The organism is uncultured Roseovarius sp. (assembly GCF_947489715.1).
Classification (GTDB): Bacteria; Pseudomonadota; Alphaproteobacteria; order Rhodobacterales; family Rhodobacteraceae; genus Roseovarius.
Map to the genome: position 1 here is coordinate 138562 of NZ_CANLER010000010.1, position 20603 is coordinate 159164.

Annotated in this window: 24 protein-coding genes; 12 read left to right on the forward strand and 12 right to left on the reverse strand. The window is 60.2% G+C overall.

All coding sequences use genetic code 11. The features are described from left to right. Window positions 1-79 precede the first annotated feature (79 nt). Entirely contained in the window at window positions 80-487 is a 408-nt protein-coding gene (locus tag Q1B27_RS20810; RefSeq protein WP_299850704.1) for a VOC family protein, read from the forward strand. Window positions 488-491: 4 nt separating this feature from the next. Here the strand turns inward: Q1B27_RS20810 and Q1B27_RS20815 are convergent, their stop codons facing one another. Next, on the reverse strand, window positions 492-965 hold the full coding sequence (locus Q1B27_RS20815; RefSeq protein WP_299850706.1) for an Lrp/AsnC family transcriptional regulator: 474 nt from the start codon (window positions 963-965) through the stop codon (window positions 492-494). Window positions 966-1053: 88 nt separating this feature from the next. On the opposite strand from Q1B27_RS20815, the gene Q1B27_RS20820 reads away from it, so the two are divergent. Beyond that, window positions 1054-1734, forward strand: coding sequence for an AzlC family ABC transporter permease (locus Q1B27_RS20820; RefSeq protein ID WP_299850708.1), 681 nt, complete (start codon window positions 1054-1056; stop codon window positions 1732-1734). Further along, entirely contained in the window at window positions 1731-2033 is a 303-nt protein-coding gene (locus Q1B27_RS20825; protein WP_299850710.1) for an AzlD domain-containing protein, read from the forward strand. The genes Q1B27_RS20820 and Q1B27_RS20825 overlap by 4 nt, the downstream gene beginning before the upstream one ends. Here Q1B27_RS20825 and yghU read toward each other — a convergent pair. Next, window positions 2030-2902 (reverse strand): glutathione-dependent disulfide-bond oxidoreductase, encoded by an 873-nt coding sequence (gene yghU, locus Q1B27_RS20830; RefSeq protein ID WP_299850712.1) that lies wholly within the window; start codon window positions 2900-2902, stop codon window positions 2030-2032. The genes Q1B27_RS20825 and yghU overlap by 4 nt on opposite strands. Window positions 2903-3165: 263 nt before the next feature. Here yghU and Q1B27_RS20835 point away from each other — a divergent pair, with 263 nt between their 5' ends. Then, entirely contained in the window at window positions 3166-3513 is a 348-nt protein-coding gene (locus Q1B27_RS20835) for a hypothetical protein (RefSeq protein WP_299850714.1), read from the forward strand. A 96-nt stretch (window positions 3514-3609) separates the two neighbouring features. Here Q1B27_RS20835 and Q1B27_RS20840 read toward each other — a convergent pair whose 3' ends face one another. Next, entirely contained in the window at window positions 3610-4722 is a 1113-nt protein-coding gene (locus Q1B27_RS20840; RefSeq protein WP_299850716.1) for an S-(hydroxymethyl)glutathione dehydrogenase/class III alcohol dehydrogenase, read from the reverse strand. A gap of 135 nt (window positions 4723-4857) precedes the next feature. Between Q1B27_RS20840 and Q1B27_RS20845 the strand changes: the two genes are divergently transcribed. Next, window positions 4858-5130, forward strand: a complete 273-nt coding sequence (locus Q1B27_RS20845) for an I78 family peptidase inhibitor (protein ID WP_299850719.1) — start codon at window positions 4858-4860, stop codon at window positions 5128-5130. A 27-nt stretch (window positions 5131-5157) separates the two neighbouring features. Here Q1B27_RS20845 and Q1B27_RS20850 read toward each other — a convergent pair whose 3' ends face one another. Then, window positions 5158-5754, reverse strand: coding sequence for a VPLPA-CTERM sorting domain-containing protein (locus Q1B27_RS20850; protein WP_299850721.1), 597 nt, complete (start codon window positions 5752-5754; stop codon window positions 5158-5160). A 177-nt stretch (window positions 5755-5931) separates the two neighbouring features. After that, window positions 5932-6747 carry a nucleoside triphosphate pyrophosphohydrolase gene (gene mazG, locus Q1B27_RS20855; protein ID WP_299850723.1) on the reverse strand — a complete coding sequence of 272 codons (816 nt, stop codon included), beginning with the start codon at window positions 6745-6747 and terminating at the stop codon, window positions 5932-5934. 63 nt (window positions 6748-6810) lie between these two features. Here mazG and Q1B27_RS20860 point away from each other — a divergent pair, with 63 nt between their 5' ends. The 3 genes from Q1B27_RS20860 to Q1B27_RS20870 are packed head-to-tail and all read left to right on the forward strand — an operon-like array spanning window position 6811 to window position 9435. Next, window positions 6811-7974 carry a M20 aminoacylase family protein gene (locus tag Q1B27_RS20860; RefSeq protein ID WP_299850725.1) on the forward strand — a complete coding sequence of 388 codons (1164 nt, stop codon included), beginning with the start codon at window positions 6811-6813 and terminating at the stop codon, window positions 7972-7974. Between the two features lie 54 nt (window positions 7975-8028). Next, on the forward strand, window positions 8029-8988 hold the full coding sequence (gene speB, locus Q1B27_RS20865) for an agmatinase (protein WP_299850727.1): 960 nt from the start codon (window positions 8029-8031) through the stop codon (window positions 8986-8988). Window positions 8989-9012: 24 nt separating this feature from the next. Then, entirely contained in the window at window positions 9013-9435 is a 423-nt protein-coding gene (locus tag Q1B27_RS20870; RefSeq protein WP_299850729.1) for a DUF1499 domain-containing protein, read from the forward strand. Here Q1B27_RS20870 and Q1B27_RS20875 read toward each other — a convergent pair. Continuing rightward, on the reverse strand, window positions 9370-9654 hold the full coding sequence (locus Q1B27_RS20875) for a hypothetical protein (protein ID WP_299850731.1): 285 nt from the start codon (window positions 9652-9654) through the stop codon (window positions 9370-9372). The genes Q1B27_RS20870 and Q1B27_RS20875 overlap by 66 nt on opposite strands. 63 nt (window positions 9655-9717) lie before the next feature. On the opposite strand from Q1B27_RS20875, the gene prfA reads away from it, so the two are divergent. The 4 genes from prfA (at window position 9718) to Q1B27_RS20895 (ending at window position 13095) form a co-directional block, all read left to right on the forward strand. Beyond that, window positions 9718-10764, forward strand: coding sequence for a peptide chain release factor 1 (gene prfA, locus Q1B27_RS20880; protein ID WP_299850733.1), 1047 nt, complete (start codon window positions 9718-9720; stop codon window positions 10762-10764). Between the two features lie 2 nt (window positions 10765-10766). Beyond that, window positions 10767-11597: a peptide chain release factor N(5)-glutamine methyltransferase gene (gene prmC, locus Q1B27_RS20885; RefSeq protein ID WP_299850776.1), complete on the forward strand. Its 831-nt coding sequence runs from the start codon at window positions 10767-10769 to the stop codon at window positions 11595-11597. 240 nt (window positions 11598-11837) lie between these two features. After that, entirely contained in the window at window positions 11838-12407 is a 570-nt protein-coding gene (locus Q1B27_RS20890; protein WP_299850735.1) for a DUF4167 domain-containing protein, read from the forward strand. A 136-nt stretch (window positions 12408-12543) separates the two neighbouring features. After that, window positions 12544-13095: a hypothetical protein gene (locus Q1B27_RS20895; RefSeq protein WP_299850737.1), complete on the forward strand. Its 552-nt coding sequence runs from the start codon at window positions 12544-12546 to the stop codon at window positions 13093-13095. Between the two features lie 42 nt (window positions 13096-13137). On the opposite strand, the gene rsmA is transcribed toward Q1B27_RS20895, so the two are convergent. From rsmA to lptF, 6 genes are read right to left on the reverse strand one after another with little or no spacing between them, the layout of a single operon-like run. Further along, the gene (gene rsmA / locus Q1B27_RS20900; protein ID WP_299850739.1) at window positions 13138-13974 is read right to left on the reverse strand and encodes a 16S rRNA (adenine(1518)-N(6)/adenine(1519)-N(6))-dimethyltransferase RsmA; all 837 of its coding nucleotides are present in this window, start codon (window positions 13972-13974) and stop codon (window positions 13138-13140) included. Further along, window positions 13971-14942 carry a 4-hydroxythreonine-4-phosphate dehydrogenase PdxA gene (gene pdxA, locus Q1B27_RS20905; protein WP_299850741.1) on the reverse strand — a complete coding sequence of 324 codons (972 nt, stop codon included), beginning with the start codon at window positions 14940-14942 and terminating at the stop codon, window positions 13971-13973. The genes rsmA and pdxA overlap by 4 nt, the downstream gene beginning before the upstream one ends. After that, window positions 14939-16180 (reverse strand): peptidylprolyl isomerase, encoded by a 1242-nt coding sequence (locus tag Q1B27_RS20910; protein ID WP_299850742.1) that lies wholly within the window; start codon window positions 16178-16180, stop codon window positions 14939-14941. Before Q1B27_RS20910 ends, pdxA begins: the two co-directional genes overlap by 4 nt. A gap of 5 nt (window positions 16181-16185) precedes the next feature. Beyond that, a complete protein-coding gene (locus Q1B27_RS20915) occupies window positions 16186-18366 on the reverse strand; it encodes an LPS assembly protein LptD (RefSeq protein ID WP_299850744.1) in 2181 nt (726 codons plus the stop codon). After that, on the reverse strand, window positions 18363-19454 hold the full coding sequence (gene lptG, locus Q1B27_RS20920) for an LPS export ABC transporter permease LptG (protein WP_299850746.1): 1092 nt from the start codon (window positions 19452-19454) through the stop codon (window positions 18363-18365). Before lptG ends, Q1B27_RS20915 begins: the two co-directional genes overlap by 4 nt. Beyond that, on the reverse strand, window positions 19451-20590 hold the full coding sequence (gene lptF / locus Q1B27_RS20925; RefSeq protein WP_367181376.1) for an LPS export ABC transporter permease LptF: 1140 nt from the start codon (window positions 20588-20590) through the stop codon (window positions 19451-19453). The genes lptG and lptF overlap by 4 nt, the downstream gene beginning before the upstream one ends. Window positions 20591-20603 lie beyond the last annotated feature (13 nt).

Here is a 20603-nt window from a genome sequence, read left to right on the forward strand (position 1 = left end):
GTCGCGGTGCGATTGACATGCGGCACATGCGTGATCACGCTGCCTTGTGGGTCTGGCCGACCACCCCGGAGGAATTTGCATGAAACTCAAGCTGCATCATATCAACCTGAGCACCGAGGACGTGCCGCGAATGGATGCGTTCTACCGCGATGTGCTGGGGCTGGCGCCGCCGACGCGTGATCTGCCGACGCTGGAGAAGAAAGAGGGGTATGCGGGCGATGTTGCCTTTGTTTCAGACGGCGATATCCAGGTGCATCTGGCGCAGAAAGACATCGGCGCGGGGTTCAGGACCGGGCAGATCGTCAACCCCGTGGCGCGGGGTCATATCGCCTATCGCACCGATGATCTGGCGGCGTTCCGGGCGCATCTTGAGGTGCAGAACATCCCCTATTCGGATTGGGGCAATGCTGCCGTTGCCGGTTGGCACCAGATTTTCTTTTACGATCCCGATGGCAATGTGATCGAGGTACATCAGGCGCAGAACTAGGCGCTTATGCCTCCAGCGGCAGGGCCAGCGTGGATTTTTCCCGCGCGACGGCGATAGAGGTGCGGAACTTGCGCACATTCTTGTCGGCAAAGAAAAACCGGTGGGTGAACTGTTCGTAATCCGCCATATCGCGGGCCACGACGACGATGATGAAATCCGCCTCGCCCGCCACGCAGTAGAAATGTTGCACATTGGGGTCGGCCCGCGCCTTGCGCTTGAAGGCATCAATCTGGTCCAGCCGGTCCCGCTCCAGATCGACCGAGACAACCGCCGTGATGCCAAAGCCAAGCCGCACCGGATCAAGCTGTGCCGCCTCGCACAGGATCACGCCGTTTTCGCGCAACCGCCGGAGCCGCCGCTGCACTGAGGCGGTCGAGGCCCCGGCCAGGGCGGCAAGTTCGGCGATGGGGCGGCGCGAATCCTTCTGGATGGCCGACAGTATTTTTCGATCTACCGCATCTAAATCTGCTTCATTCATACGGTATCTCCGATAATATGATGTTATTCGATCATGGCCTGTAGCAGAATGATCTATCGAGATCATGATAATTTCATACAGTCGGGGCATGAAACAGGGTTTTCTTTCCATTCTTCCGCTGGCGGCCGGTGCGGCGCTTTATGGGTTTGCCTTTGGGGTGCTGGCGGCCCAGATCGGGTTTCCGTGGTGGGGTGTGGCGCTGATGAGCGGCGTTGTGCATGCCGGGTCCAGCCAGATCGTGGCAGTAGAGCAATTCGGCAGTCATGGTTTCGTGCTGGGTGCCGTGTTGGCGGGTGCGGCGCTGAACCTGCGGTATCTGGGGATCATCGCGTCGCTTTCGGAGGTGCTGCGCGACGTGCCCTTGCGGGTGAAACTGCTGGCGATTCACATCACCGGCGATGAAAACTGGGCGCTGACCATGGCGCGCCGCGCGCACGATCCGGCCATCGGTGCGCCGTTCCTGATCGGGTCCGGGCTGACGATGATAACGGTCTGGGTCACCTCGACCAGTGCCGGGGCGCTGATCGGTGGCGCGATCCCCGATCTGGAGGGCTATGGGCTTGGCTTTGCCTTTACCGCAGCCTTTATCGCCATGGCCCGGGCGATGTGGCGGGGGCAGCGCATGGTGCTGCCCTGGGCGGTCACATTTGTGGTCACGCTGGGGCTGGTGCAGGCCGGGATGGGGGCGGCCTATGCCATCGTTCTGGGCAGTCTTGTCGGTGTCTTGATGGCCCAGATGCGCCGGGCGCATAGGGGGGAAACCGCATGAGCAGCGCCGAGTGGTTGTTGATCGGATTATTGGCCGTTGCGTCCTACGGCGTGCGGCTGGCGGGCCTGATCGGAGGCCGGGCCATTGCCGTTAACCCGCGGCTGAAACCGTTTCTGGATGACCTGCCGGGATGCCTGGTGGTGGGGCTGGTCGCATCGTCCCTGGCGGGGGCGCCGATGGTGACCTGGCTGGCGGCAATGGTGGCGCTTGCCGTGGCGATCGCCAGCAACAACGTGGTGGTGACGATGGCAGCCGGGCTGGCCGCCATCGTCCTTGGGCACTATCTGGCGGGCCTTTAGGCGTCTTCGCTGATCTTGTCCTGCGTCATGGTTTCGAAATCGCTGGCTTCATGGCGCTCATGTAACTGTTCATGCGGCTCGCCACTGGTTTTGTTGACCATGCGGCCGCGCTGCACCGCCGGGCGGGCGTCGATCTTTTCGGCCCAGGCCAGAACATGCTTGTAGCTTTTCGTATCGAGGAACGTACCGGCCTCACCATAGGCGCGGCCAAGGGTCAGGTTGCCGTACCAGGGCCAGATCGCCATGTCGGCGATGGAATAATCCTCGCCCGCGATATAGGGCCGGTCGGCCAGTTGCCGGTCCAGCACGTCAAGCTGGCGTTTGACCTCCATCGCGAAACGGTCAATCGGGTATTTCCAGTGCTGCGGCGCATAGAAATAGAAATGCCCGAAGCCACCGCCCAGGTAAGGCGCGCTGCCCATCTGCCACATCAGCCAGTTGATCACCTCGGTCCGTTCAGGCCCCGAAGCGGGCAGGAAGGCGCCGAATTTCTCGGCCAGATGCATCAGGATCGAACCGGATTCGAAGACCCGCACCGGGGTGTCGCCGCTGCGATCCACCAGCGCCGGAATTTTCGAGTTCGGGTTGATCTCGGTAAAGCCGCTGCCGAACTGGTCGCCATCGCCGATGCGGATCAGCCAGGCGTCGTATTCGGCATCGTGGCCGGCGGCCAGCAGCTCTTCGAACATGATGTTGACCTTGACGCCGTTGGGCGTGGCCAGCGAATAAAGCTGGAACGGGTGTTTGCCGACAGGTAGTTCCTTGTCATGGGTGGCCCCGGCGATGGGCCGGTTGGTCGAGGCGAATTCGCCGCCGTTTTCCTCTTCCCAGGTCCAGATTTCGGGTGGGGTGTAGCTGTCATCGGTCATCTGCGCGTCCTTTGATCTGAATTCATCCACAAGAAGTAAGCAAATAGAGGAGTGACGCAAGTCACACCATTGCACAGATCATTGTGCACTGTTGCTGGCATTTGCGATGGTTCGGATCACCGGGAAATCACGACCAATTTATGCCGGGCCGCCCGGCATACACGTTTGCGCCAGACGGGGTAGGAGGGTGCGCGTTGCGGATTACCTCGGTGGCATGAGCGCCGGAACTTCATCCGGGGCAGCAATCGGGAAAGGATTATCAGATGATCCGCAAACATTTCATCGCCGGTCTTTCAGCCCTTGCAATCGGGAGTGTCGGTCTGACCGCCGCGCCCGCGCAGGCAAGTGACGATACCGCCAAGATCGTCACAGGGGTGGCTGCGCTGGCCCTTCTGGGGACAGTGATCGCGAAATCGGGCCAGAAGGATCGCCGTGATCATGCGTTGAGCCGAAGCCATTCGCGCACATATTATGGGCATGGCACATACCGGCCCCACAGGTACAAATCTGCCAGGGGGCATCACCGATACAAATCCCGGAAAGGGCACCACGCGTATAGATACAAGCACCACCGCAAACATGGCGGGTATCGGTACAAGAAACGCTATTAGGAATTGCCGGTGGCACAATCGACCTGCGGGTCTTTGATTACAGGCAGGTGCGATGCAGGAGCCCGGTCCAGGCCAGGCTCCTGATTTGTCAAAAGATCAGAATTCCACGACGGCGCGGATGGATTTACCCGCATGCATCAGATCAAAACCTTCGTTGATCTGATCCAGCGTCAGTTTGTGGGTGATCATCGGGTCGATTTCGATCTTGCCGTCCATGTACCAGTCGACGATCTTGGGTACGTCCGTGCGCCCCGAGGCACCGCCAAACGCCGTGCCGCGCCAGCTGCGTCCGGTGACAAGCTGGAACGGCCGCGTCGAGATCTCGGCCCCGGCAGGGGCCACGCCGATGATGATCGATTCGCCCCAGCCTTTATGCGCCGCCTCCAGCGCGGTGCGCATCACGCCGACATTGCCGGTGGCATCAAAGGTGTAATCCGCGCCGCCGCCGGTCACTTCGACCAGATGCGCCACCAGATCACCGTCGACCTTCGACGGATTGACGAAATCGGTCATGCCGAAACGGGTTGCCATCTCGACCTTGCCGTCATTGAGATCAACGCCGACGATCTGGTCCGCACCGGCAAGGCGCAGGCCCTGGATGACGTTCAACCCAATGCCGCCCAGGCCGAACACGATGCCCCTGGAGCCGATCTCGACCTTGGCGGTGTTGATCACCGCGCCGATGCCGGTGGTGACGCCGCAGCCGATGTAACAGATCTTGTCGAACGGTGCGTCCTTGCGGACCTTGGCCAGCGCAATCTCGGGCACGACGGTGTGGTTGGCGAAAGTCGAACAGCCCATATAGTGGTGGATGGGCGTACCGTCGAGCATGCTGAACCGGGTAGAGCCATCCGGCAACAGGCCGGCACCTTGCGTCGAGCGGATCGATTGGCAAAGGTTGGTCTTGGGGTTCAGACAGTATTCGCATTCGCGACACTCGGGTGTGTAGAGCGGGATGACGTGATCACCCACTTCCAGGCTGGTGACGCCTTCGCCCACCTCAATCACAACGCCCGCGCCCTCATGGCCCAGAATGGCCGGGAAAATGCCTTCGGGGTCGTCGCCGGACCGGGTGAATTCATCCGTATGGCACAGGCCCGTCGCCTTGATCTCAACCAAGACCTCGCCCGCCTTCGGGCCTTCAAGGTTCACTTCCATGACTTCCAATGGTTTGCCCGCTTCCAAGGCAACTGCCGCTCTTGTGCGCATGATGTTTGTCCCTCCAATTGTTTGCGGGGAACTTTGAGCGAAACATGGCGGGTTTTCAATGCCGTCACGTCACCTAACTTGCATGTCTTGGGTATTTTCCTCAGGCTTTGCCGCAAACGGAAAGGAATTTGGCGGATGCGTATTACTGTTCTTGCACTTCTGGGCTTGCCGGCCTGCGTGGCGCAACAGGCAGAGCCGATCAACAGGCTGTTGCCCGAAGATACCTGTGGTGCCGCCAAGGTACAGCAGCATGTGGGGCAGGCCTATGAGGCGCAGAATTTCGAGGGTGCGGCGCGAAAAGTGCGTGTTGTGCCGCCCGGATCGGTGATGACGATGGATCATCTTGCGGATCGGCTGAACGTCGATCTGGACGAGACCGGGGTGGTCACCCGCCTTTGGTGCGGGTGACGACGAAATCTGTTTAAAACAGGTGTGTCAGGTGTTTTTGCGCTGCCGGGACAGTCTTGCGCCCCCGATCAAACCGCCAAAAGCCGTGATCATCAGCAAGGCCGAAGCAGGCAGTGGCACGACCGTGGCTGGTTGCGGGTTCTCTGAGGAGAGCGTCCAGCGGGCATAGGTTTCGAGGTCATTGGACAGGTCGGTGTCAGCCCGCACGCAGCAAGAGAAATAGGACCCGTCGGAATCATCCTCGCTTTGGATGTAATTCTCGATCCGGGCGGTCTTGACCCGGCCATCCACGGTGAATTCCGCATACGGGTTGACGATCTGGCAGTTTTCCCGCTGGCGGGTTTCAGAGCAGCCGGTGATGCTGATATCGGCGTCAATGTCGGGTGTATTGTTGATCAAGGTCTCAAGCGCAAACACGGCGGCAAAGATCGACGTCGCATCCAGTCCGAAATCAGAAGCGTCATCGCAGCCGCTGAAAATGGCCGCACAGGTGCCGGTCAGAAATTCGACATTATAGAACGTTCCGCTCACGTTCACATCGGTCGCGCCGGTCCTGGTGAGGGTGGCAGCGGATGCGGAAAGCGGGAGGAGGAGGAAGGAAAGTGCAACAAGCAACCTGAACATTTATTTATCCAATCTGAAAGCGTAACCGACTCGTACGATATTAAGACTATATTAAGTTTCGTTAATTTTTCAAAGTGTTATGATTGGCCAAGTAGCGATGCCAACCTGAAATCATTTAAGGCATAGCTGCGCGACAATGCAACCCCTGCGATACTTGGTTGCCTCTTTTCGGGGGTCTCAGGCGCGCTCTTCCCGCTTGGCCTGATCCCAGAGCGCGTCCATTTCGGCCAGATCGGACTGATCCGGGGATTTGCCGCGTTCCTTCAGAAGGGCCTCGATTCGTTCAAAACGGCGGGTGAATTTGGCGTTGGCGGCGCGCAGGGCGGCTTCGGGGTCGACCTTCATGTGACGGGCGAGATTGGCCATGACAAACAACAGATCGCCGAATTCCTCCTCGATCTTTTCGTGCGGCAGGCTTTTGGCGGCCTCGGTCAGTTCGGCCGCTTCTTCGGTGATCTTGTCCAATACATGCGACGCATCGGGCCAGTCAAACCCGACCCGCGCGGCGCGTTTTTGCAGTTTGACGGCACGTATAAGGGCGGGCAGGCCCACGGCGACACCGTCCAGCGTGCCGGTCTGCGCCTTGGCCGCGCGTTCGGCGGCCTTGACGGTTTCCCAGTCGCGGGTCTGCTGTTCGACGGATTTGTCGCGCGATTCATCGCCGAAGACATGCGGATGTCGGTCGACCATCTTGTCGGCGATGGCATTGGCCACGTCCCCGAACTGGAAAAGGCCCTTGTCGTCGGCGATCTGGGCGTGAAAGACGACCTGTAAAAGCAGGTCGCCCAGCTCGCCGCGTAATTCCTCCCACGCGTTGCGTTCGATCGCGTCGGCGACCTCGTACGCCTCTTCGATCGTGTAGGGGGCGATGGTGGCGAAATCCTGTTCGATATCCCAGGGGCAGCCGTTCTGCGGGTCGCGCAGGCGACGCATGATCTCGATCAGGCGGGGCATGGCCTGACTGGCGTCGTGGATCAGGGCGTCATCTGGCATTGCGGTTCCATCCTCTTTCGGGTTGAGTGGACCGTGACAAGCAATTGGGGCGGAGTCCAGACCATGGCGGTGATCAATCGTATTGCCGGATTTGCCGAGGAAATGACCGCGTGGCGGCGGCATCTGCATGCGCATCCCGAACTGGGGTTCGAATGCCATGAGACGGCGGCTTATGTGGTCGAGCGGCTGCGCGAATTCGGGATTACCGAGATCGAGACCGGAATTGCCACCTCGGGCGTGGTGGCGGTGATCGACGGGCAGGGGGAAGGACCGACGATCGGGTTGCGCGCTGACATGGATGCGCTGCCGATCGACGAGGCGACCGGTGCGATCTGGGCGTCGGAAACCCCCGGTGCGATGCATGCCTGCGGCCATGACGGGCACACGACCATGCTGTTGGGGGCAGCGAAATACCTGGCCGAGACGCGCAATTTCAAGGGCCGTGTCGCGCTGATCTTTCAGCCCGCCGAAGAGGGGCCGGGCGGTGGGCGCGTGATGGTCGAGGAGGGCATTCTGGACCGTTATGATATTTCCGAGGTCTATGCCCTGCACACGCTGCCGGGGGTCGAGGCGGGTGGGTTCTTCACCTGTCCGGGGCCGATCATGGCGGCGGTGGACACGTTTCACATCGACATTCAGGGCTGTGGCGGGCACGGCGCCTACCCGCAGGATACAAGCGATCCGGTGGTGGCCGCCGCAGGCATGGTGCAGGCGATCCAGACGATCGTAAGCCGGAACCATTATGCGCTGGACGAACTGGTGGTGTCGGTGACGCAGATCCATACCGGCAGTGCGGAAAATATCATCCCCGACACGGCCTATATCAACGGCACGATCCGCAGTTTTGACAAGGATGTGCAACAGATGGTCTGGGCGCGGCTGCGCGAGATCGTGGACGGTCAAGCGGCATCCTATGGTGTCAGCGCCGAGCTGCGGATTGATCAGGGTTATCCGGCCACGGTGAATGATCCGGGACGCGTGACGTTTGCCGCTGAAGTGGCGCGAGATGTGGCGGGCGAGGCGCCGGTGGTGACAGACCGCAGCCGCGAGATGGGGGCCGAGGATTTTTCCTATTTGCTGAATGAGCGCCCCGGCGCCTATCTGTTTCTGGGCCAGGGGGATGCGGCGGGGCTGCATCATCCGGGTTTTGACTTCAACGATGCGGTGGCGCCTGTTGGCGCGTCGTTCTTTGCCCGGCTGGTAGAGCGGGCGCAACCGGTGGCCTGATGCCTTTCAGAGCGTCGCCCACCCACCCTCCCCGCCACTCTGAAAGGCATCATCATGGCACTTGAAGACGCGAAAAATCAGGTGGATCACGCATTCACCCGCGAAGACACCCGTGGTCTGAGCAATGAGAACACGTTTGGGGGCGCGACCTCGTTCCTGCGGCGGCGCTATACCAAGGATCTGTCGGGCGTGGATATCGCGGTGACCGGCATCCCGTTTGATCAGGCGGTGACCAACCGCACAGGAACCCGGCTGGGACCGCGCGCCATTCGCGAGGCCAGCAGCCTGCAAAGCCCGGATGCGCCCTATGGCTGGGGGTATGATCCGCTGAGCGAGCTGAGCATTGTCGATTACGGCGATCTGGCGTTTGACTATGCTATGGTGCCGGATTTTCCGGATGCGCTGACGGCGCATATCAGGGGCATTCTGGCGGCGGGGGCGGCGAGCATCTGTCTGGGCGGGGATCATTATATCTCGTTCCCGATCCTCAAGGCCTATGCCGAGAAGTTCGGGCCGCTGTCATTGCTGCAATTCGATGCCCATTCCGACACCTGGGCGGATGACAACATGGATCGTATCGACCACGGCACGATGTTCTACAAGGCGGTGAAACTGGGCCTGATCGACCCGGCGCGGTCGGTTCAGGTGGGGATCAGGACCAACAATCCCGACACGATGGGCTTCAACATCATCGACGCGCGCGAGGTACATGAAACCGGGCCGGTGGCGGTGGCGCAGAAAATCAAATCCATTCTGGGCGATCACCCGACCTACGTGACCTTTGACATCGACGGGTTGGACCCGGCCTATGCACCCGGCACGGGCACCCCGGTCTGGGGTGGGCTGACCAGCGCGCAGGCGTCGATCATGCTGCGCGACATCGCCGGTATCAACATGGTTGGCGGGGATGTGGTCGAGGTGTCACCGCCCTTCGACACCACCGGGGCCACCGCCATTGCCGGGGCGCATGTGGCGACGGAGCTGATCTGCCTTTTGGGGTGGACGCGGCGATAGCCGGTCAGGAGGGTCTGGAGAAAGATGAAGATGTGGGTCGTGACCATATTGCTGGGCGTTGCGCTATGTCTGGTCGCGGCAATCGCCTGGGTGCGTCTGGCCCCTACGGACGTTGCGCGCTGGCATCAGATGCACGCCGATGTGCAGGTCACCGACCTTGGCAATGGTGCGATGCGGGTGGTTGAGGCGGGGACAGACGATCTGGCGCGGCTGCATGCCATCATCCGCGACACGGCCCGGACGCAGGTTCTGGCGGGGTCGGTGGAGGCGGGGATGATCACCTATGTCACCCGGTCTGCCGTCATCGGCTTTCCCGATTACACGACCCTTCGTCTGTCAGGTGACAAGATCGAAATCTTTGGCCGGGCGCGGTTCGGGGTTTCAGATCTGGGGGTCAATGCCGCCCGCATCGACGGCTGGCTTGACGCTTTGGCGCAGAGAGGATGACAGGCAACCCTCGGAAATCTCGCGCCACATCGGGACATTCAGCGACATCTGGCATTGGGCCATGAACATGCGCCCATCGACCTGCAGGCAGGTCATATCACCGAGTTCGACACGTTCGCCCTGACGATCGGTGCAATAGCAGTCAATCGTCTTGCCCTTGTTTTTCACATCGGCCAGCGCCGGGCTGGCGGCGGTCAGGAATACGCATAACCATCTCATATCGCAATTATATCACGTTCTGCGCCCTTGACCAAACCCCAAGGATGGGGGACATGGTCGGCCATGATACCTTTGGACCGCCTTCAGCAGATCACCCAGCGTTTCGAGTTTATCGAGGCGCAGATGGCCGAGAGTGCGGGCGATATTGCCAAGCTGGGCAAGGAATATTCCGATCTGCGCCCGGTGGTCGAGGAAATCCGCGCCTATCGCCAGCTTCTGGACGATGTCGAGACCGCGAAAGCCATGCTGGACGACCCCGAAATGCGCGAATTGGCGGCCGATGAACTGGCCGAGCTGGAAGCGCGCCAGCCCGATATGGAACAGGCGTTGCAACTGGCGCTTCTGCCCAGGGACGAGGCCGACAAGCGGCCCGCAATCGTGGAAATTCGCCCCGGCACTGGCGGCGATGAAGCGGCCCTTTTCGCCGGGGATCTGTTGCGCATGTACCAGCGTTATGCCGAGGCGCATGGCTGGAAATTCGAGCTGATCGAAGAACAGCAGAGTGAGCTGGGCGGCATCAAGGAAGCCGTGGCGCATGTGAAGGGTGAAAACGTCTTTGCCCGGCTGAAGTTCGAGTCTGGTGTGCACCGGGTACAACGGGTGCCGGAAACTGAATCGGGCGGACGTATTCACACCAGCGCCGCGACGGTGGCGGTGCTGCCCGAGGCTGAGGATGTGGATATTCATGTCGACGCGAATGACCTGCGGATCGACACGATGCGCAGCTCGGGCGCGGGTGGGCAGCATGTGAACACGACCGATTCGGCGGTGCGCATTACGCATATTCCATCGGGTATCGTGGTGACGAGTTCCGAGAAGTCCCAGCACCGCAACCGCGAGATTGCCATGCAGGTGCTGAAGACCCGGCTTTATGATCTGGAACGGCAGCGGGTCGACAGTGAGCGCAGCGCGGACCGCGCGGCGCAGGTCGGGTCAGGAGATCGGTCTGAGCGCATCCGCACCTATAATTTCCCGCAAGGTCGCATGACCGACCACCGCATCAATCTGACGCTTTACAAGCTGGACCAGGTGATGGCTGGTGATCTGGATGAGGTGATCGACGCCCTGACCGCCGATGCGCAGGCCACGATGCTGGCCGAGATGTCGTGAAAATCCGCGCGGCGCTGGCCGATGCCACCAGGGCGCTGGAAGGTGCCGGGATTGAGGGTGCAGGCCGTGATGCGCGGGTGCTGTTGGCTTTCGCGCTGGATATTCCGCGTGACCGGGTGACGCTTTGCCTTGAAGATCAGCTTTGCGCCGCCGCCAAATCGCGACTGGATGACGTCATTGATCGTCGGATCGCGCGTGAGCCGGTTTCGAAAATCACCGGTTCGCGGGAATTCTGGGGGCGCCGGTTTGAGGTGACGGCGGATGTGCTGGACCCGCGACCCGAGACCGAAAGCCTGATCGTCGCCGCCCTTCAACGGCCCGCTGCGACGCGGCTTTTGGACCTTGGAACCGGTAGCGGCATTCTGGCCATCACCTTATTGTCTGAATGGCCCGGGGCGACCGGTATCGCCACAGACCTGTCGCCGGACGCCCTGGATGTTGCTGCCCGCAATGCAAACGCTCTGGCTGTGGCTGACCGGCTTGATCTGGTGCGGTCGGATTGGTTTCAGAATATTCGCGGAAAGTTTGATCTGATCGTGTCGAACCCGCCCTATATTGCCGCGGTCGAAATGCCGGCGCTGAGCCCCGAAGTGCGCGATTTCGATCCGGAAATGGCGCTGAGCGACGGGGCTGATGGTCTGAGCGCCTATCGGGAGATCACCACGGGCGCTGCAAATCACCTGCAACCCGGTGGATGTCTGATGGTCGAAATCGGCTGGACCCAGGGCGCGCAGGTGGCTGACTTCTTCCGCGCTGCGGGCTTCAGCGACGTTGAGATTCTGCCGGATATGGGCGGGCGTGACCGTGCAGTTCGCGGATTTTTGCACGGGTAAACCTGCAAAAACCTGCCAGATTCTGGCTCAAAACCGCACAAAACGGTTAAATTCAGCGCTTTCTACTTGTGCCATCCGTTTCGCCGTGCTTATTGGTATTCAGATCAAGACGGAGGATGCCCCAGGCGGTCCCGCTTGATTTCAAGCCAAGACATGTCGGATTCGGTTTCATTTTATCGGCGCAAGGGGCGCCAGTCGGGTCAACGGACAATTTGAGCATAGGGCTGAACAGCAAGTAACATGAGATCACAGAAGTCACGTTCGCGGAATAAATCCAACCGCAACAACCGGTCGGTTGGAAATGTCGTAAACCGGGTTTTCGACAGCTCAGGGCCTGAGGGCAAAGTGCGCGGCACCCCCCAGCAAATCATTGAGAAATACAATCAGCTTGCGCGTGATGCGCAACTGTCGGGCGACCGGGTCGCCACTGAAAACTTCCAGCAGCATGCCGAACATTACCTGCGCCTTTTGGGGGTTGCCCAGAAAGAACAGGATGCCCGTCGCGAGCAGCAGGAACGCGAGAATCGCGAGCGTCAGCAGGAACGTGATCGCGAGCGCGCCAAGCGGCAGGAACGCGAATCGAACGGCCCCGGCGATGATCCGGCCGAGGCACCCCAGCCCGACGTGCTGGAACAGCCCGAGGTCGGTGACAGCGGGCTGGTGGAAACACCCGAAAGCCAGCAACCGCCGAAACCCAAGCGCACCCGCAAACCCAAAGCCCCCAAGCCAGTCGCGGACGCCCCGGCAGAAAATACAGCCGAGGAGCAGCCCAAGGGCGACGCGCCGGATGCCCCGGAAGCCGCAGAATAAGCGCGACTTCGACGATTTCGGACAAGGCGCTGCTTCTTGGGGGGCGGCGCCTTTTCTCGTTTTCAGGGTGGTCCCTGGTTTTGACGCGCAACTTTCTTGGCGCTAGGGTCAATCGACGGTCTTGGCGAGTGATTTAATGGCGACCACCTGGAAAATTCTGTTCGTTGTTCTGGCTGCTGCCGGTGCGATGGCTCAGGCAGCGGATGCGCCACCGGACGGCTCTGTTCTTACCTACCAGATCGTTGATACCGAACGCGGTTACAGTACCTGGCATGGGGTTGTGCGGGACGGTGAATTGCAGATCGCGGATGATGAGAAGCGATCGCTTTATCCCGGCTGCCTTCTTTATTGCGATGCCGCATCGCATCCGATTTCTCTGGAAGAATATCGCACTCTTTTCCCGTTGGAGGTTGGCAAGACCGCTGACTATTCGCGCCAACACGCCGACGGCGACAAGGCGTGGACGCATCGCGCGATCGTGCATGACCGCAAAACGATCAACACGGCAATGGGCAGTCTGGATGTCATTCAGATTGTTACCTATCAGGATGGCGATGGACATGAATTTAGCGGGAAAACGATCAGCTACTGGTCGCCCGAGCTCAACGCGACGGTGTATGAGTTCAACAATGATCTGAACGGAAGCTGGAAAAGCACGATCACGCTGATCGACTATGTTGTTCCCTGAGAGTTCAGGATGCTCGTCAGGCGGCGTGTAAATTACCTGATGCTAGGCCTTGAACGACCGGGCCAGGGCGCAGAACTGCTCTAACCCAACGGTTTCTGCGCGGTCGGTGGGCTTGATACCTGCGGCGATCAGGCGATCCTCGATATCCGGTGCCAATCCTTTCAGCGCGGCGCGCAGCATTTTGCGGCGCTGGTTGAAGGCACGCGCCACGACCATCTGCAACGTCTGGGGATCCGCCGGGTAGCGTGGTTCAGGCAGCGCCGTCAGGTGCACCACGGCGCTTGAGATTTTGGGGGGTGGGGTGAACGCCTCGGGCGGTAAGGTCATGACGATGCGCGCATCACTGCGCCATTGCGACAGAACCGCAAGGCGCCCATAGGTCTTGCTGCCCGGTTTGGCCACGATCCGTTCCGCCACCTCGCGCTGGAACATCAGTGTCAGGCTTTGCCAGAAGGGCGGCCATTCAGGCGGCGTCAGCCAGCGCACCAGAAGTTCGGTGCCGATATTATAGGGCAGGTTTGCGGCCACGCGGATGGGCGGGGTCAGATGTTCCAGCGGGTCCAGTTCCAGCGCGTCGGCATTGATCACCTGCAACCGCCCCGGTGCGGCCTGTGCAATCTGGTCAAGCGCGGGCAGGCAACGCGCGTCTTTTTCCACCGCAAGCACGCGCCGGGCCCCTTCGGACAGCAGACCACGGGTCAACCCGCCGGGACCGGGACCGATTTCCAGCACATCGCATTCCTTCAGGTCGCCCGCCTGCCGGGCGATCTTGGCGGTCAGGTTAAGATCCAGCAAGAAATTCTGCCCCAGCGATTTGCGCGCGGCCAGTTCATGCTCGGCAATGACCTGACGCAAGGGAGGCAGCGCATCGACATTCATGCGCGCCGCGACGCCCCCATCCGGGCGGCCATTTTCAAGGCTTCGATCAGCGAGGTCGGATTGGCCACACCTTGACCCGCTATATCAAGTGCGGTGCCGTGATCGGGCGAGGTGCGGATGAACGGCAAACCGAGGGTGATATTCACCCCACGGTCGAAATCCAGCGTCTTGATCGGGATGAGTGCCTGATCGTGATACATGCAGATGGCGGCGTCATAGCTTTTGCGTGCGGTGCCATGAAACATCGTATCTGCCGACATCGGCCCCCGCAGATCAAATCCCTCAAGGCGCAAGCGTTCCAGAACCGGCGTGATCACCTCGATCTCTTCGCGGCCCATCTTGCCGCCCTCACCCGCATGAGGGTTCAGCCCCGCAACTGCCAGCCGGGGGGCGGGGATGCCGAAATCGCGGATCAGCGCGGCATGGGTGATGCGGAGGGTTTCTTCCAGCAGATCATCGGTCAGGTGGCGCGCCACATCTGTCAGCGGGATATGGATGGTCGTCGGGACAACGCGCAGCTGGTCACTTGCCAGCATCATTACCACCCGATCCACACCTGCCAGTGCCGCCAGATATTCAGTGTGGCCAGGATAGGCGAACCCGGCGCCGTTCTGTAGCGCCTGTTTGTGAATGGGCGCGGTACACAGCGCTGAGGCAGCACCGCTTTGCACCAGATCGACACCACGCGCGATCACATCAATCACGCCTTGTGCATGAGACGGGTTGGGGGTGCCAAGGGTCAGCGGGTCATCGAAATCGTGCCGCAACACCGGCAGGCCGGACCCACTGGCCCGCGTGGCTTCTGTTGGCTCCTGGATTTCAACCACCGGCACGTCACCGGGCAGGTGCGTGGGATCCCCGATCAGAAAGAACGGCAGTTCCGTGCCCAATGCTTGCCAGGCGCGGCCCGCAATTTCAGGCCCAACCCCCGCCGGTTCGCCGCAACTGAGCGCGACGGGTGCGATCATTTTTCGATGATCCGCGCCTCGGCCCGCAGCTGTTCCAGATAGCCGTTCGAGAAGGATTCCAGCCGTTGGTTGCGGATGAACCCGGTCAGGTCGGCTTCGGACGGGCCTTCATCGGCCAGTTTTGGTGTGCGCCCGCACAGCATCAGGAATACCAATGTTTGCCCATTCGCGCGTGTCAGCGCGGTCGAAACCTCACCGGGGTCCAGCTTGGACAGTTCAAGCGCGATGTCGGTGGGCAGCTCTTCGGGCGCCTTTGTGCCGCGGTCCAGCACGCTTTCCGGCTGGCCCTGGGCAATACCATAAAGATCATCGCAGGTGTCGGTATCCGCTTTGACCTTCGCGGCACGGGCAAGGGCCTGTTCGCTGCGCCCGCCATCTATGTAGTAGGCGGCGTATTCGATGCCAGAATATTCCGGCGTTGGGGTCTCAAGCTCTTCGATATCACGCAGCTGGAACAGCGCAACCGCCCCTTGGATCGGTAAAGGCTCAGACACTTCTCCGGGGGCAAGGCCCAGAACGATCGACCGCAAGACTGGCGGCAGATCGGTGATGGCTTGCCAATCCAGCCGCCCGCCGCGTTCCCGGCTGGCGGTTGCGGAATATTTGCGCGCCTCGGCGGAAAAGGCAGCCTCGGAGGTGATTTCGGAAATCCGGGTGGCCCGCTGTTCGATGACTTCCGGGTCGGAATCGCCAATCGGCATGATGATCTCGGACAGCAGAACGCGGACGCCGGCCTGACCCGAGACAGCCGCACGGGCGCGTTCCAGATCGGATTCACTGACCGAGATGCGGCGCGCGAACCTTGCCTGCGTCACTTCCCGCCAGCTCACACCGGCGCGGACAAATTCGCGGTAGGTTGGTTCATCGACACCGGCACCGGCCAGCGTGCGGATCATGGTCTCAAGGTCCATGTTCACACGACCGGCGAATTCTTCCATACCGGTCTGAACATCGGTATCTTCCAGCACGATGCCATTGGCCTGTGCGGCATCCAGTTTCAGACGATCCTCGATCAACTGCTCCCGCGCCAGTTCCGTCGGATTGCCCGGCGCCCGGAAAAGCGACAACATGCGCGCCCGCTGTTCGATTTCGTAGCGGGTGATCGATTGATCATTGACGGTGATGACCGTCTCGAAAAGGCCCTGTGCCATCGCGGGCACAGCAGGTGCGGTTGCCAGCCCTGCCACAACGGCAATCGGCGCGAAGGCTGCGAAAAGTTTGACCAATTTACGTCTCATACTGCTTACTTCCTGCATCTCCGGGTATAGGATTTGTCCGCGGTTTTCGTGTTGAACCCCCTGAGCTCGACCGTCAGGCCGATATCGGTTGATTCCTCGCTATTAATCGACGTGGCGAAGCGGCGTAAAGCTGCAAGCTCGATTTCCACGCATTCATTGGTGTATGTCACTCCGACACCTGCCCGGACGCTTCGGTCTGATACAACGTCATAACGCCATTCGGCACTGCCGGTCCAGTGCCGTGCGACCCGGTAACTGCCGTCAAACGCCCATTCAGAGATGGTTTGATTGCGTTCTTCGGCGGGATCATCCTGCAACCAGATGAACGTGGCCGCGATATTCGCCTTGTCGTTGCGCCAATTGGCGCGGGCTTCGGCCTTGGTGGCCTCGAACGCATCGTCGAAAATGCTGCGTGCATAAAGCGACACACCATTGGGAAACTTCAGCTGTCCGGCAATCAGGTAATCCGAGAACTTGGTGCGCAACCCCGAAGAATCGGTAAAGCTGGTCGAGCCGTCGCTTTCGATCAACTGGTCATTGCGGTAAACCTGCCCAACGGTCAGGTTCGATTGCCATCCACCAGGATCATAGCGTGTCCAGTTGACGCCGTAGGCAACGCTGGCGCCACGCTCACGACGGTCCGGCGCCGTGAAGCGTGACAGCGACAGCAAGTTGCCTTCATCAAAATCAATCCGGCTGCTTTCGTCGTTGGGAATGTCGGGATTGCTGCCACCGACCCAGGCCAGTTGCATCATCGGTTCGATGATATGCGTGGCCCCTTTCGCGGTTTTCTTGATCAGGGGCATCCGCATCACAACCGAGGTCGAGGGGGTGATCTCGGTCGCCTCGGACTGCGCCGTGAGGCCCACCTGCTTGATCTGGAACGTGTCAACGTCAAGGCCGGTCTGGACACGGGTGTGAATGCCCTGCGGCAAAATCCAGTTGCGATACCAATTGACCCCGGCGGTAAAGCGGGTCACGTCACGCCCGTCGGCAAACCGGTCGAAATCGCGCCCGTCAATCACCAGGTCCGAACTGCGGTAGTGGGTATGTGCCTCGGTCGAGAAGCGAAGTTCACCCCCAAGCCGGGTGGGGAAATAGCGTTTTTCATACTCGGCATTGCCGACAATCGTGGGCCGTGTCGAATTGCTTTCGGTTTCCCTGAGTGTCTTGAAATGGGTGATCGCACCGCGGATAAATTCATCACGCCGGGCGCGGGTGATCGACACTTCGCTGTCCAGCCGGTTCTTGGCGGTGATGCCATAATCATCAAGGTATTCGTCGTCGTTCACCAGTTCGAGATCGAAGGCCAGCTTGAAATCACGCGGCAGGTTGAACCTGCCATCGGCAAACAGATAGGCGCGGGTTGACCGATCGCCGGCCTCATCATCGGAAACAGAGCCGTTGATCTCGATATCGCCCTTGCGAAAGGCCTGACGATACCGGAATGCCAGCGTGGTCGACTTGGTTGCCAGAAACGGTGTCAGCGTCAGGTCGCGATGATCGCCGAGACGGATGAAATACGGAACCTTCACGCCAAATCCCAGCTCGGTGGAATTGACCAGCGTCGGGAATAGAAACCCGGTGGCACGATCCAGCGTAGGATCGGGCAGGCGCAGGCGCGGCAGATAGAAGACCGGCACATCCAGTACATGCAGACGGGCATCATGGAAATAAAGCTGGCGTGTTTCCTTGTCGTGGATCATCCGGCGGGCGCGGATCTGCCACAGGGGCACCTTGCCATCATGGCAGATGCGGCATGACGTGACCGATGCCTTGTAAAGCTGTGTGTAACGCCCTTCGACGCGATCCATCCGGTGCGAGGAGATCTGCACCTGATCATCCAGCACAATGCGCGCGCCGCGCAGAATGCCATTGTGCAAATTCTTGTCCAGTTCACCTGAATCGGCCAGCACCAGCGTCGACTGGCCGTCGTCCAGCATCAGGGGACCGGTGATCTCAAGCGTTTCGGTGGTCCGGTCGTAGGTGATGGATTTCGCCTGCAGGCGCTGGCCCTGATAGACCGCCTCGACATTGCCTTCGGCGATCAGCTTGTTGTCACCGGTGATATAGACCTCATCCGCTACCAGCAGCGCGCCCAGATCCGGCTCTTCCTGCGACAGGGCTGAAACGGGCAGCGCCAGCAGGGTGATCAGGGCAGTGGCAAGGCGGATAAAGCGGCTCATCCGTCCTCCATATGCAGCACGATGCCCAGTGCCAAGAGGAACGAAGCCACTGGCGGCGCCCAGGCTGCCAAAAGAATGGGAATCTGGCCGTTTTCCCCCAGTATCTGGGCGAAATTTCGAACGTAATGCAGGCTGAAGCCCAGCAGCACGGCGGTGAGCACGGAAACACCGGTATTGCCTGTCCGGCTATGCTGCATCGTAAAGGCCGCGGCCACCAGCACCAGCGCGGTCAGAAACAGTGGTCGCGCAAGCTCCATCTGGAACCACATCGAATAGCGCCGAGCGGAGAACCCGGCATGTTCCAACTGCCTGATGAACCTTGGTAAATCCCATATCGGGATATATTCAGGCTTGCCGAAACTGTCGATGATCCCGGCTTGGGTCAGTGACGAGGGGATTGTCATTTTCGGCATGACAACGGCCTCGAATTCGGGATTGCTGCCGCGTTCTAAATACCATTGTTTTGCCTGCGTCAGAATCCATTCGCCATCCCCCAGCTTCGCCTGCCGTGCGGCAATGCGGCTTTGAGGCTGGCCATCAGTCGAAAAGGACACGAATGTCGCGTCATAAAGCACGCCCACATCCGAACTGGCACGCGCGGCGTGGATCACGGTCTGACCGTCCGAGGTGCCCTGCCGCAGCCAGAGCCCTTCGGCTGTGATCGCCAACACGTTCGAGCCAAAGCCGATATAGGTGTTGATCAGATCGTGATAGCGCTTGGACGAGGCCGCAACGATCGGGTTGAGCATGGTCACCGACAGGATTCCGATCATCGCGGCGACGGTCAGCGGTGCCAACAGGCTGACCATTGCCGATCGCCCGGCGGCCCGCACCACCACAAGCTCGGAACTGCGCGCAACCCTCAGGAAAAGGGCAACCGATGTCAGGATGATGATCAACGGCAGGATCTCGTAATTTGCCTGTGGCAGGTTCAGCAGAACGATCTCCAGCACATCACCGAACGCCAGATCCGGGAAATCCTGCAATTCGTCGACCAGATCAATCAGGCCCAGCAGCACCACAAATACGAAAAAGATGCTCAGGAACGTCACCAGGAACCTGCGGGCGAAATAGAAATGCAGGATCATGATGCACCCCCGGTCGATTGCCGTCGTCGAAACCAGCGAGAAAAGCCCGGATTGGCCGAGATGCGAAGCAGGACCGCCGTCAACACCGTACCGACAAGCACGGGGACATACATCAACGGCCACAGATCCGCATATTTCAGAACCGGACCCGACACCGCCCCTTCGATCAGCTTGATCGACACCAAAAGCAGAAAGGCAACGACCACCTGCCACCAGACCCCGAAGCGGCTGTAAGTGCCCAGAAGCAGCGTCGCAAATCCAACGGTTGCCGCCACAATGCACATCAGCGCCTGCGCTATCCGGTTATGCGCTTCATAGGTCACTTCGCCCAGCCGAACCCCGGCGCGGTCGGCAACCTCTTCGGGGTGAAACAGCAGGTTGGCTGTTTTGGCAAACCCAACCTCGTTGAACGTGACGGAATCCCCGGAAACAAGCGAGCTGATGTCATAGGAGAAATCGTCGAAATGCGTGGTGAAGAGCCGGTTCTCCAGGCGGTTCAATGTCTGTGACAACCCGTTGACCATGACAAGTTTGGTGCTGCCGCCCTCTGGCACCAGATAGGCGGTGTTCGACGTGTAGGTTACCGGGTCTTCCGGGGAGCGCCGATCTGACAGAAAGACGTCCTGCAATTCGCCCAGCGGGGTGATGTGACGGATATAGACCGTGATGCCCGGGGCCGGATGCAGAAACTCGCCCGGCGTCAGCAGCTTGGCCGTGATGTTCTGGTTGATCTCGGCGCGCCGCTGTTTCAGCTGTGACAGGCTTGATGGGATCAGGAAATGGGTGAGGATCGACATCATTAACGCCACGATGATCCCGTAAACCACCACGGGCCGGATCAGGCGGTAGGGTGAATACCCAGTGGCCTGCATCACCGTCAGCTCGCTTTCCGTGCTCAGCCGGTTGGTCACATAAACCGCGCCGGCAAAGGACGCGATTGGCAGCACGATCCCGATCACGCCGGGCAGCGTCAGGGCAGTGAATTCAAGGAATACCCATGCAGGTTGACCATCCGCGATCAGCCTGTCGAACATGCGCACCGCCTTGTTGATCCAGAAGATCGCAACCAGCACCAGCGCAAAGAAACCGAAAAGCACCATGAATTGCGACAGCATGTATCTGTCGAATCTGGTCACACTCATCCCCCAT

Coding starts and splice junctions, on each gene's coding strand:
- Q1B27_RS20815 (WP_299850706.1), bottom strand. CDS start 965: ATGAATGAAGCAGATTTAGATGCGGTAGATCGAAAAATACTGTCGGCC.
- lptG (WP_299850746.1), bottom strand. CDS start 19,454: ATGATCCTGCATTTCTATTTCGCCCGCAGGTTCCTGGTGACGTTCCTG.
- mazG (WP_299850723.1), bottom strand. CDS start 6,747: ATGCCAGATGACGCCCTGATCCACGACGCCAGTCAGGCCATGCCCCGC.
- Q1B27_RS20840 (WP_299850716.1), bottom strand. CDS start 4,722: ATGCGCACAAGAGCGGCAGTTGCCTTGGAAGCGGGCAAACCATTGGAA.
- Q1B27_RS20825 (WP_299850710.1), top strand. CDS start 1,731: ATGAGCAGCGCCGAGTGGTTGTTGATCGGATTATTGGCCGTTGCGTCC.
- Q1B27_RS20875 (WP_299850731.1), bottom strand. CDS start 9,654: ATGAGATGGTTATGCGTATTCCTGACCGCCGCCAGCCCGGCGCTGGCC.
- Q1B27_RS20810 (WP_299850704.1), top strand. CDS start 80: ATGAAACTCAAGCTGCATCATATCAACCTGAGCACCGAGGACGTGCCG.
- Q1B27_RS20890 (WP_299850735.1), top strand. CDS start 11,838: ATGAGATCACAGAAGTCACGTTCGCGGAATAAATCCAACCGCAACAAC.
- prfA (WP_299850733.1), top strand. CDS start 9,718: ATGATACCTTTGGACCGCCTTCAGCAGATCACCCAGCGTTTCGAGTTT.
- Q1B27_RS20845 (WP_299850719.1), top strand. CDS start 4,858: ATGCGTATTACTGTTCTTGCACTTCTGGGCTTGCCGGCCTGCGTGGCG.
- pdxA (WP_299850741.1), bottom strand. CDS start 14,942: ATGATCGCACCCGTCGCGCTCAGTTGCGGCGAACCGGCGGGGGTTGGG.
- Q1B27_RS20915 (WP_299850744.1), bottom strand. CDS start 18,366: ATGAGCCGCTTTATCCGCCTTGCCACTGCCCTGATCACCCTGCTGGCG.
- yghU (WP_299850712.1), bottom strand. CDS start 2,902: ATGACCGATGACAGCTACACCCCACCCGAAATCTGGACCTGGGAAGAG.
- Q1B27_RS20860 (WP_299850725.1), top strand. CDS start 6,811: ATGGCGGTGATCAATCGTATTGCCGGATTTGCCGAGGAAATGACCGCG.
- rsmA (WP_299850739.1), bottom strand. CDS start 13,974: ATGAATGTCGATGCGCTGCCTCCCTTGCGTCAGGTCATTGCCGAGCAT.
- Q1B27_RS20820 (WP_299850708.1), top strand. CDS start 1,054: ATGAAACAGGGTTTTCTTTCCATTCTTCCGCTGGCGGCCGGTGCGGCG.
- Q1B27_RS20835 (WP_299850714.1), top strand. CDS start 3,166: ATGATCCGCAAACATTTCATCGCCGGTCTTTCAGCCCTTGCAATCGGG.
- Q1B27_RS20895 (WP_299850737.1), top strand. CDS start 12,544: ATGGCGACCACCTGGAAAATTCTGTTCGTTGTTCTGGCTGCTGCCGGT.
- Q1B27_RS20870 (WP_299850729.1), top strand. CDS start 9,013: ATGAAGATGTGGGTCGTGACCATATTGCTGGGCGTTGCGCTATGTCTG.
- speB (WP_299850727.1), top strand. CDS start 8,029: ATGGCACTTGAAGACGCGAAAAATCAGGTGGATCACGCATTCACCCGC.
- Q1B27_RS20850 (WP_299850721.1), bottom strand. CDS start 5,754: ATGTTCAGGTTGCTTGTTGCACTTTCCTTCCTCCTCCTCCCGCTTTCC.
- Q1B27_RS20910 (WP_299850742.1), bottom strand. CDS start 16,180: ATGAGACGTAAATTGGTCAAACTTTTCGCAGCCTTCGCGCCGATTGCC.